This is a genomic window from Neisseria sp. HMSC03D10 (assembly GCF_001807625.1).
In the GTDB taxonomy this organism is placed as follows: domain Bacteria; phylum Pseudomonadota; class Gammaproteobacteria; order Burkholderiales; family Neisseriaceae; genus Neisseria; species Neisseria mucosa.
On sequence record NZ_KV789515.1, the window covers coordinates 3,095 to 13,211 of the forward strand.

A 10,117-nucleotide genomic window follows, 5' to 3' on the forward strand; every position below is an offset into this window, starting at 1 on the left:
GTACTGGTTTAAAGTTAATCCACTATATTTTTGAGTCTGACTGGTTTGAGGCGGTAAGGTTCAGATGATGAGTATATACAAAGGTCGTCTGAAAAACGAGTATGGCGATTTTTCAGACGACCTTTTACGTTACACGCTCAATCAAGCGTGATATTGGCGCGACAGTTCGTGTACGGTATCGACTAAGATTTTGGCGTGTTCGGGGTCGGCGTGTTGGTTGATGCCGTGTCCGAGGTTGAAGACATGGCCGCTGCCGTGTCCGTAGTCGGCAAGGATGCGCGCGACTTCGGTGCGGATGGATTCGGGCGTGCCAAAGAGGGCAAACGGGTCGAAGTTGCCTTGCAGGGCGACTTGGTCGCCGACGCGGCGGCGTGCTTCGCCGATGTTGCACGTCCAGTCCAAGCCCAATGCGTCTGCGCCGATTTCCGCCATGCCCTCCAGCCACAGCCCGCCGCCTTTGGCAAACACGATAACGGGAACGCGTCTGCCTTCGCTTTCGCGTTTCAATCCGGCAACGATTTGGCGGATGTATTTGAGGCTGAATTCTTTAAACGCCGCATCGCTCAGGACACCGCCCCAAGTGTCGAAAATCTGCACGGCCTGCGCACCCGCGTCGATTTGGGCGTTGAGGTAGGCGGTAACGGCTTGGGCGTTGGTGTCGAGGATTTTGTGCAGCAAATCGGGGCGCGAGTACATCATGGTTTTGATGGTGCGGAATTCTTTGCTGCTGCCGCCTTCGACCATATAGCAGGCGAGCGTGAACGGGCTGCCGGAGAAGCCGATGAGCGGTACGCGGCCGTCCAATGCTTTGCGGATGGAGCCGACGGCGTCAAAGACGTATTGCAGTTTTTCCATATCGGGAACTTGCAGCTTGGCAATGTCGGCTTCGTGTTGCAAGGCGCGTTCGAATTTCGGGCCTTCGCCTTCGGCAAAATACAGACCCAAGCCCATTGCGTCGGGGACGGTCAGGATGTCGGAGAACAGAATCGCCGCATCCAAATCGAAGCGGTCTAAGGGCTGGATGGTCACTTCGGTCGCCAATTCGGTGTTTTTACACAAATCGAGGAAACTGCCCGCTTTCGCGCGCGTGGCTTTGTATTCGGGCAGATAACGCCCCGCCTGACGCATCATCCAAATCGGCGTGTATTCGACGGGCTGTTTGAGCAGGGCGCGGAGGAAGGTGTCGTTTTTCAAAGAGGTCATATGGGGCTTTCGGTTTGTTTGTAAAACGGGGAAGGAAAACGGTTTTCAGACGACCTTTGCGGCGGTTTCCGCAATAAAAGGTCGTCTGAAAAGGTGGATAGATAAAGATATTTCCCAAACTCAGCTATGCTGCTCCAACGCTGCGTGGCGTTCGTCATCGGAGACGGCTTCCAAAACCAATTTCCGCTGTTCCTGAGCCTTTTGCGGTTGTCCGGTTTCGTCGAGTACGCGCGCCAGCATGAGGCGGGCGGCGATGCTCGGTTGCAGGGCGATGCTGGCTTCGAGGTAACTTTGCGCCTTGCCCCACAGGCTGCGGCCGTAGGCAAGCTGTCCGAGGTACATCAAGAGCGGCGCATCGTCGGGTTTGTCTTTCAGCCAAGAATCGGCAAGGTCGATGGCTTTTTGCTGGCCGCGTTCGTTGAAGAAGCGGACGCTTTCGACGAAGGCTTCCAAAAGTTCGGGGCGGCGGTTTTGCGGGTAGTATTGGCGCACCCATTTGACGGCTTCGGTATAGAGTCCGAGACGCTCGTATTTTTCGGCAATGGCGACACACAATTCGTCCGCCTTGAGTGCTTCGGGAATGCGCTTCAGACAGGTTTTCAGACCGGCTGCGTCTGATGCTTCAGCCAACAGGCGACGGTATGCCCAGCTTTGGTATTGCTCCGCTTCAAAATCGTTAATCGCGCCGACTTTCATCAGTTTTTCGGATTTCGCCAACACATCTTCTGCATCGCCGTGGTCAAAGGCATAACGCAGTTGCAGGCGGGCGAGGCGGGACAGGGTGGGATGGATGCGCGCGGCAGCGTTCAGATTTTCCAGGGCAGTCGGATAATCGCGGCGGCCGAGTGCGGACTCTGCCAACAACAGATAGCGGGAAAGCTGCTGTTTGTTCGGCAGTTTTTCAATGTCTTTCAGGTAGTGGTCGCGCAGTTCGAAGTTTTCCATTTGGTCGGCGGCGTGCGCGCCCAGCATCAACGCGAGGTTGCGGTTGTCGCCGGCTTCTTTGTTTTCCAATACTTTGGCGGCTTCCTGCTCCGCTTTTTCAAAGCGGCCTTCAAAAAACGCCAAACCTGCGCTGTTCAAAGCGACGGCTGCCTGACGGCCTTTGCGCGCCGTGCCGAAACGCTGCATACGGGCGGGGATGTTCATCAGGCCGACGATGAATTTGATTAGGAAATACAGGGTAACGACAAACAGGACCAGCCCTAAGATAAAGGCGTGCAGGTTGACCCGCATCATGACCTGTCCGACGACGATATAGACATTACCCGTGTAAATACCGGAAGTTAGGACGATACCGACTGCGGCAGCAAATAAAACGACAATCCAGACGACGGCTTTCATGCACGGCCTCCTTTGGTCTCAGCATCGGCGGCAGGATGGCTTTGTTTCTCAGGAGCCGCTTTCTTTTCCGGCTTGGAAATGTTTTGCGGTTTGGCCTCGGAAGGCAGCGCCGGAGCTTCTAAAGGCTTCGCGTCTGTTTGGGCGGCAGGGGCGGGTCTTGCTTTGGCAGGATGGGGAGCCCTTGGAGCCGGTGCGGTTTTCGGTGCGGAAGCAGTTTCATTTACCTGCGAGGCGGTTTGAGGAGCGGCAGCTTCGGACGCGGCGGAGGGCAGGGGCGCGGACGCGGCGGTCGTTACGGGTTCGGGCAGCGCGACCGGAGTACGCGTACCGTCTTGATAGGCGCGGATCGCGCTGAGGCTGGCCTTCAAGCTGTCGTCTGAAATCATGCGCACATCGAGCGCTTTCAATTCAGACAACTCTTTCAGCCATGCCTGTGTTGCGGGCGATTTGCCATCAAAGTATTGTCTGACCGCCGCTTCAACGTAGTTCAAATCGCTTTGATAAACTTCGCCGTTGTGCTGCATCAGCGCGGTACGCGCATCCAAAAGGCGCAGGCGCAGGTTTTCGCGGACGAAATACGCCTGTTCGGGCGACAGCAGCATCGCATCTTTATTGTCGAGTCGGCGGACTTCCACCAGCCCTTTCAGTGCAACCAAAGATTTATCCCAAGTATTTTGCCACCAAGAGCCTGAAGACGCGCCGTTGCTTTGCGCCTGCTCGCCCGGCTGCAATACGCCGTCCAACACCAGCGGCAGGCCGGAAACGGCGGTTTCCAAACGGTCGAGGCGCAGCGCCGTGCCGGAAATATCGACATACGGACGGTTTTTCAATGCCGCCAAATCATGGCTGACGGCTTGTTTGATGGGCAGCAGCTCGGGCTGGTCGAAACGGCTCAGGCGGCCGTCGATGTGTTCCAACACCGCCGCCGCGCCTTGTACGTTGCCCGACAGCAGCAGTTGCTGCGAGGCGAGGTTCAACATGGTTTCCGCTTCGTCAACCAGCCAGTTGACGCGCCCTTTGGTCAGCTCCTGATACGCTTTTTGCGTTAACAGAATTTGTTCGCTGTTTGCCATTTGGGCTTTGCCCAAGCGCTCCAATTCGGCTTGGATGGCGGTTTGGCGGTTTAGATGGTCTTTCAGGAGTAAAGCGTTTTCAGATTCGCCCAAGGCGGCTTTATCGAGCTTTTGGTTAAACGAAAGCTCTTGGTTTTTCAAGACGTTTTGTCCTTGCACAAACAAAAAGCCACTTGCGCCCAAACCCAGCAGCGCCAGCACCAGCGCGCCTACCGCCAGCCCTCTGCCGCCGGATTGTTTGATGATGACGGGGGCGGGTTGGTTTTGAGGAAGATTTTTAGATTCAGACATGTGTGTTCCTGCGTATTCGGAGGTTTTAGGCTGCTTGGCCTTTTTCGGAGCCGCTGTTTCAGACGACCCCGCGTTGCCCTGACTGTCGACGATAATCGGCCGACCGGCTTTGTTTGCTTCGGATGGATTGTCTTCAGACCGGCTCATCGGTTTGCTCCTTAGGAAATGATGAAAGTGCCGCTTTCAGAGAAGCGACGACCCGTATGTGGCGCGCACCCGCCTCGCGAAGCGCGTCGGCTATGCGCGGATGATGGGTGAAGTATAACAAGGATTCGAAGAATCGGGAAAATTGCGGCGGAACCTGAGCAAACAGCCCGCGCACCAGTTCGCCCGAAGCGATAAAGGCGGCATCAATGGATTCGGCATCAAAATCCTGCCAATTCAATTCATTAGGTCGTCTGAGATACACTTCCGCGATTTCCACTGCAAAGCCTTTTTTCTTTAACGACTCCGCCAAAAAATCGCGCCCGCCGCGTCCGCGCACAATCAATACGCGTGCGCCCTGCGGCAGCGTATCCCAAACCGGCAGCCGCAACACCGCCTCGCTGTCGTTGCCTTCTTGCGGCACAGACACATTTTTCGCGCCGCAGCGTTGCAAAGTCCGACCGCTTGCCTGCCCGACCGCCACCTGAACCTTTAGGTCGTCTGAAAAATCCACATACGGCGCAGCGGTTTCAACCGCCGTCGGACTGACCCAAAACACCGCATCCGTGCGGGAAAACTGTTCTTTCAAACCGCGCAATGCTGCTTCGTCCGGCTCGATTTCAACCGGACTCAACACCCGCGCGCGCCACCCTGCCTGCGAACAGGTGCGCACATCATCTCCCGCACGCGCGGACGGACGGACAATCAGCATGACAGGCATTTCAGACGACCTCTTTAAATAAGGTTAAACCCAAGTTGTACAAAAAATATGGGAAAAAGTAAATATAAAACCGCAATGCCGACATAGGCGGGAATCCAGCAAATCCAGCAAATAAACAGACGGTACAACGTCGATGCTGATTGTATTGGGAGTTTTCAGATAAAGCCCAAGCTATATTTCGATTTGTCCCAAACCCTTGTTATCTGACCATATATACTTAAAAGGTCGTCTGAAAACCTGTTTCGTTTTCAGACGACCTTCTTCACACATAACAACGCCCTTATTGTCCTTCCTCTTCCAGCAATAGCGACGGCCGCTGCGCTTTCCGCAACTCTTCCACTTCGTCCAAAAGCCGCATAATCAAGCCCAACGCCGGGATGCCGGCTTCAAAATCACGGCTCAAACGCTGTGCGCGGCGGATACGTGCAAGGTGGAAACCGCTGAACGTAGTTTGTTCGGGCTTGCCGCCTATGCTGATGATGTCTTCCTCGATGAGTTCCAACAGCCAATCGCGGCGGCAATGGCTGACAGCAATGATTTCTTCAAAAGTCAATGTGATGTCGGTGGATTGCGTCATGGTTTATCCTTTCTTTCATGCGTGTTTCGCAGCGAAATGTTCTGCCAGTTTCTCCCATGCGGCACGGTCGGCTTCACTTTCTGCAACAGGGACATTGATGCGGATATTCAAGTATAGGTCTCCCGCCTCTTTCGCCGGAATGCCCTTGCCTTTAAGGCGGATGGTTTTGCCGCTCTGAGTGTTGGCAGGCAGATTGACCTGTAAGCGGCCGGATGCGGTAGGAACGATGATTTTGCCGCCCAATACCGCCTCCCACGGTTTGACATCTATCGTCTGATATACGTCTTTTCTGTTTTTGACGTACAAGTCCGGCCGGTCGTGGAACTTGATTTTCAAGTACAAATCCCCGTTCGCTCCGCCGTTGCTGCCCGGCAGCCCCTGCCCTGCCAGACGGATTTGCTGGCCTTCGGCGATGCCTTTGGGAATTTTGACGTTGAGGGTTTTGCTTTGATAAGCCATACGGCCATATTCGTCCAAAGTCGGCACATTCAAAGTCAGACTGCGTTCCGCACCGGTATAGGCTGCGTAAATATCAATGCTCAATTCGGCGTGTTGGTCTTCTCCCTTGACAGGGCCGCGCGGCTGCTCGGGTCGGGAGCCGGCGTGGCGGAACGATGAAAACAAGTCTTCAAAATTAAAGTCGCCCGCGCCGAACGGTTCCCCTTCCCGATACTCATAACGGAAACCTCCGCCGTCGAAACCGTTGCCGAACGGGTTTCCGCCTTGTCCGAACGGATTACCCCCTGCGTTGCGGCCATAAGGGTTTGCCAACATTTCATCATACTCGGCACGTTTCTCCTTGTCGGAAAGCGTCTCGTAAGCACGGTTGATTTCCGCCGTACGCTCAACGGCATCCGGCTCTTTGCTCACATCAGGATGGTATTTGCGCACCAGCTTACGGTAGGCTTTTTTAATAGCGGCTTCATCCGCATCTTTAGCGACGCCCAATATTTCATAATAATTTTTTTCTGCCATGTTATTCCTTTGATTAATAATACCCAAAATTTTTATTGGATTTATAGTTAAGGGCAATCGCTCTAAAATCAAGCCCGACGGAAATAAAAAACGCCGTTTCGGCAAACGGCGTTTTGACAGATGATTTGATGCTTGACCAACCGAATTATTGGACATTACGCGATTTTTTCCATTTAAATGCATATCCGGCAACGACAGGCAGCAAAGCCAGAAAAGACTTGAAAATCCAGCCTGCGTACCAAGGTTTCGCAACTACAATCGCACCCGTCTCAGAATTCGGCACAACAATATCTTTGACGGCGAGCCAATCCAACATCGGCCACCAGCAAACGACAAGGCATCCCAAAAAAACAGGCCAAATATTGCGTTCCCAGCCTTTCTGCCAAAAGCGGAAACATACCGCCGCCCAAACCAAAGTCAGCCCCGTGATCAATATCACCGTATAAGCATCCGCCCCGCAATATGCGGCCAAAAAATACGTCAAGACCACCCATAAAACAGCCAGCACCAAAACAATGATTTCTTCAGGACGTTTAAACATTCTTACAGCTCCAAAAACTTTTCCCGCAAAGGAAACAACCGTGTACCAACAGACGACACTATACCCGAAACAACATACTTTGAATATGCGCCGCCTTTCACTTTTCAGACGACCTCGGTGCCTGCCCTACTCTGTTACAATGCTAATAATTTAAAACCAAGGTCGTCTGAAAAAACATTCCGTTTTCAGACGACCTTCAAACATACCTTTTCAATCATGATGAACACACCACCCGCTCCCGAGACAATACCCGCAGAAATCCCGCAAGACCAAACCGTCCCGCGCAGCAATACCGACAACGCGCCGCGTTCCGCCATCCACCAGACGCTTTATTCCGCCGATACGTTTGCCCAGCACGATTATCTCGCGGGTAAAAAACTGCCCGACATCGCCCGTCCGCAAGCGGGGCAGACCAACTGGCTGCATTTCGTCGGCATCAACGACGCCGCGCTGCTCAAACACACGCTGGAGCCTTACGGCATCCACGAGCTGGTCATCGAAGACATCCTCAGCCGTAAACAACGCCCCAAAATCGAAGACTACGACAATTATCTGTTTATCGCCGCGCAGGTTTACCACTACACCGCCGCCGGCAAACTGAATTCCGACCAAGTGTATCTGATTATCGGCAAGGATTTCGTGTTGTCGTTCCAGCAAAAACCGCTGGGGCTGTTCAGCCAGCTGCGCCGCCAAATGAGCGAAAACCCGCGCGGCATCCTCGGCAAAAATACCGCCTTCCTCGCCTATTGCCTGCTCGACCGCATTGTGGACGACTATTTCATCGTTTTGGAAGAGTACAACAACCGTGTCGAAGCCATAGACAAATCCCTGTTTAAAGATGAAAACAGCGACATCCTCGGCAAAATCCACCGCCTCAAGCGCGATGCCGTCCGCCTGCGCCGCACGCTCTTACCTTTGCGCGACGTGTTCTATCAGCTTGCCGTGCGCGGCGATTTTGCCATTTTCGAAGGCGAGTCCACCGTCTATCTGCGCGACGTGTACGACCACAACATGCAGCTTCTCGAATCGCTCGACGCCTCGCGCGACATGGTGTTGAGCATGATGGACATCTACCTTTCCTTCCAGTCCAACCGCATGAACCAGCAAATGCGCGTCCTAACCGTCATCACCATCATCTTCATGCCGCTGACCGTCATCACCGGCATCTACGGCATGAACTTTGACAATATGCCCGAGCTGCATTGGCATTACGGCTATTTTATGGTCTTGGGTTTGATGTTGTGTATCATCGTCGGGCTGCTGATTTTCTTCTCGCGCAGAAAATGGTTATAAACCCATAAAAAAATCCAATTGCCGTATGTTCATATATTAAATACACTCGTTAAGGTCGTCTGAAACCATTCAAACTACTCTCAGACCGCCCGTTTCAACACAAACATTTATTTCAAAAAGAGGAACATCATGGAACAAGCCCGCCAACTCCCTTCACACGAACTCATCATGTCCGAGCTGATGATGCCGGACACCGCCAATTTCAGCGGCAACGTTCACGGCGGCGAACTTTTGCGCCTGCTCGACCAAGTCGCTTATTCCTGCGCCAGCCGTTACAGCGGTAATTATTGCGTTACCCTGTCTGTCGATAAAGTCTTGTTTAAAGAGCCGATACACGTCGGCGACTTGGTAACCTTCTACGCCAGCGTCAACTACACGGGCAGAACTTCCATGGAAATCGGCATCCGTGTTGAAGCGCAAAACATCCGCACCGGCGAAGTGCGCCATACCAACAGCTGCTACTTCACCATGGTCGCGGTTGAAGACGGCAAACCTGTTCCCGTCCCGCCGTTGGAAATTACCACCGAGCGCCAACGCTGCCGCTATGAAAAAGCCAAAAAACGCAAAGCCTTGAGCCTCCAAGCATCGGACGAAACTTCTTGCGGATGCTGAAAACGGACGGATAAAACGGATTACAAGACAAAGGTCGTCTGAAAACCAAGTTTCAGGTTTTCAGACGACCTTTTCTTTCATTATTGAACAAGAAAAATAATGTAACCATTAAAACGCCAAATAAAACAAAGTTGCTATTTAAATAATTTTAGATTTTTTCGTATAAATTCAATTAAGAAACACTATTTAATAACGGTATTTATTAAATAAAATCCCTTTTTTTATATGCCAAAAATATATTTAATTACATGATTTTAAAAAAAAAGAATAACTATACTTGACACACTACTCAAATAATTTAATATATCGTTTCTTTTAACCAAAATTCAAAAGAGAGACTCATGAAAACATCAGTTTTATTGGCAACTCTGCTAACCGCACTGTCCTTGTCCGCATGTGGAGGCAGCTCTTCTTCTGCTGTTTGCGACGAATACGAAAAAGCCTTTGCCGACATTACTAAAGGTGTTGATGCAGGCACAAAAGACCTGATGCAAAAATCATTTGAGCAAACTAAAGCAGCCTTAAAAGATATGCCTGCCGACCAAAGAGACGCTACCTGTAAAGCAGCTTTGGATGGATTGAAAGGCGATACCCCTGCCGCTTCTCCTGAAGATAAAGCCGAAGAAGCAAAAGAAGCTGCTGAAGAAGCGAAAGACACTGCGGAAGAAGCCAAAGATGAGGCTGAGGCAGCTAAAGAAGAAGCTAAATAATACGAGACATCTTAATAGCGAAAACGGATTCCGACTACTCAGAATCCGTTTTTATTTATGCCTTCCAATCTGCAATTTGCTTTCAGACGACCTCAAAGGTCGCCCGAAAATTCCAAACAGCAAACCACCAATTTAGATGGCCACGTGCATGTATACCGCACACACAATACCCATCTGTTTTAAAGTTTGCGCCGCCCGCAGGTAGCTTGTGGCTTAGCCACGTACACGATTTTGGAGATGCAGGCTATGGCTTGCTGCGCTACATCAATGGAAACACAATCGAAAAGAACGATATTCCTAGCAATTTTCAATTTGTAGCGTGGGCTATGCCCGCGAAAATATGAAAAGTCGTCTGAAACCTGTACACAGGCTTTCAGACGACCTTAGCTTTACAAAAACAACCCGTGGGCAGAGCCCACGCTACGGTTGTTTCAACGCAACCCGTCTCCAAAACTCCTGCGCTGAAAATGCAAAAAGGTCTCAACTTATTATTGCAACGACCTCAGGCGTAGGTCGGATTCTCGAATCCGACATTTTGGGCATTGCTGCAATGGATTGCAATGACGGGAGTGTTAAAGATTTTGTCGGATACAAGTATCCGACGTTTTGAACCGCTTATTCGGGATTTCTACC

General features: G+C 51.8%; 10 protein-coding genes. 3 read left to right on the forward strand and 7 right to left on the reverse strand.

Translation table 11 applies throughout. From position 1 onward, the window contains the following. Positions 1–141: 141 nt before the first annotated feature. From hemE to HMPREF3066_RS03575, 7 genes are all read right to left on the reverse strand, one after another. Positions 142–1,203 (reverse strand): uroporphyrinogen decarboxylase, encoded by a 1,062-nt coding sequence (gene hemE, locus HMPREF3066_RS03545; protein ID WP_070440486.1) that lies wholly within the window; start codon positions 1,201–1,203, stop codon positions 142–144. A gap of 120 nt (positions 1,204–1,323) precedes the next feature. Then, entirely contained in the window at positions 1,324–2,547 is a 1,224-nt protein-coding gene (locus HMPREF3066_RS03550; RefSeq protein ID WP_070440489.1) for a heme biosynthesis protein HemY, read from the reverse strand. Then, positions 2,544–4,058, reverse strand: a complete 1,515-nt coding sequence (locus tag HMPREF3066_RS03555) for a uroporphyrinogen-III C-methyltransferase (protein WP_070440490.1) — start codon at positions 4,056–4,058, stop codon at positions 2,544–2,546. Before HMPREF3066_RS03555 ends, HMPREF3066_RS03550 begins: the two co-directional genes overlap by 4 nt. Next, the gene (locus tag HMPREF3066_RS03560) at positions 4,045–4,776 is read right to left on the reverse strand and encodes a uroporphyrinogen-III synthase (protein WP_070440492.1); all 732 of its coding nucleotides are present in this window, start codon (positions 4,774–4,776) and stop codon (positions 4,045–4,047) included. The genes HMPREF3066_RS03555 and HMPREF3066_RS03560 overlap by 14 nt, the downstream gene beginning before the upstream one ends. 280 nt (positions 4,777–5,056) lie before the next feature. After that, a complete protein-coding gene (locus HMPREF3066_RS03565) occupies positions 5,057–5,353 on the reverse strand; it encodes a chaperone modulator CbpM (RefSeq protein ID WP_070440494.1) in 297 nt (98 codons plus the stop codon). A gap of 15 nt (positions 5,354–5,368) precedes the next feature. Continuing rightward, on the reverse strand, positions 5,369–6,328 hold the full coding sequence (locus tag HMPREF3066_RS03570) for a DnaJ C-terminal domain-containing protein (RefSeq protein ID WP_045072512.1): 960 nt from the start codon (positions 6,326–6,328) through the stop codon (positions 5,369–5,371). A 145-nt stretch (positions 6,329–6,473) separates the two neighbouring features. Then, positions 6,474–6,869 (reverse strand): hypothetical protein, encoded by a 396-nt coding sequence (locus tag HMPREF3066_RS03575; protein WP_039409989.1) that lies wholly within the window; start codon positions 6,867–6,869, stop codon positions 6,474–6,476. Positions 6,870–7,085: 216 nt separating this feature from the next. Here HMPREF3066_RS03575 and corA point away from each other — a divergent pair, with 216 nt between their 5' ends. The 3 genes from corA to HMPREF3066_RS03590 all read left to right on the forward strand — a co-directional run bounded on the left by corA (position 7,086) and on the right by HMPREF3066_RS03590 (position 9,484). Beyond that, complete coding sequence (gene corA / locus HMPREF3066_RS03580) at positions 7,086–8,162, forward strand: magnesium/cobalt transporter CorA (protein ID WP_472684730.1); 1,077 nt, start codon at positions 7,086–7,088, stop codon at positions 8,160–8,162. 129 nt (positions 8,163–8,291) lie between these two features. Beyond that, positions 8,292–8,774, forward strand: coding sequence for an acyl-CoA thioesterase (locus HMPREF3066_RS03585; protein WP_070440498.1), 483 nt, complete (start codon positions 8,292–8,294; stop codon positions 8,772–8,774). A 341-nt stretch (positions 8,775–9,115) separates the two neighbouring features. Further along, positions 9,116–9,484, forward strand: coding sequence for a DUF5339 family protein (locus tag HMPREF3066_RS03590; protein WP_070440500.1), 369 nt, complete (start codon positions 9,116–9,118; stop codon positions 9,482–9,484). Positions 9,485–10,117: the final 633 nt, after the last annotated feature.

What these genes read in the sequence shown, in the direction of transcription:
- HMPREF3066_RS03575 (WP_039409989.1), bottom strand. Translation starts at nt 6,869, where the DNA reads ATGTTTAAACGTCCTGAAGAAATCATTGTTTTGGTGCTGGCTGTTTTA.
- HMPREF3066_RS03550 (WP_070440489.1), bottom strand. Translation starts at nt 2,547, where the DNA reads ATGAAAGCCGTCGTCTGGATTGTCGTTTTATTTGCTGCCGCAGTCGGT.
- HMPREF3066_RS03570 (WP_045072512.1), bottom strand. Translation starts at nt 6,328, where the DNA reads ATGGCAGAAAAAAATTATTATGAAATATTGGGCGTCGCTAAAGATGCG.
- hemE (WP_070440486.1), bottom strand. Translation starts at nt 1,203, where the DNA reads ATGACCTCTTTGAAAAACGACACCTTCCTCCGCGCCCTGCTCAAACAG.
- HMPREF3066_RS03565 (WP_070440494.1), bottom strand. Translation starts at nt 5,353, where the DNA reads ATGACGCAATCCACCGACATCACATTGACTTTTGAAGAAATCATTGCT.
- HMPREF3066_RS03585 (WP_070440498.1), top strand. Translation starts at nt 8,292, where the DNA reads ATGGAACAAGCCCGCCAACTCCCTTCACACGAACTCATCATGTCCGAG.
- HMPREF3066_RS03590 (WP_070440500.1), top strand. Translation starts at nt 9,116, where the DNA reads ATGAAAACATCAGTTTTATTGGCAACTCTGCTAACCGCACTGTCCTTG.
- corA (WP_472684730.1), top strand. Translation starts at nt 7,086, where the DNA reads ATGATGAACACACCACCCGCTCCCGAGACAATACCCGCAGAAATCCCG.
- HMPREF3066_RS03560 (WP_070440492.1), bottom strand. Translation starts at nt 4,776, where the DNA reads ATGCCTGTCATGCTGATTGTCCGTCCGTCCGCGCGTGCGGGAGATGAT.
- HMPREF3066_RS03555 (WP_070440490.1), bottom strand. Translation starts at nt 4,058, where the DNA reads ATGAGCCGGTCTGAAGACAATCCATCCGAAGCAAACAAAGCCGGTCGG.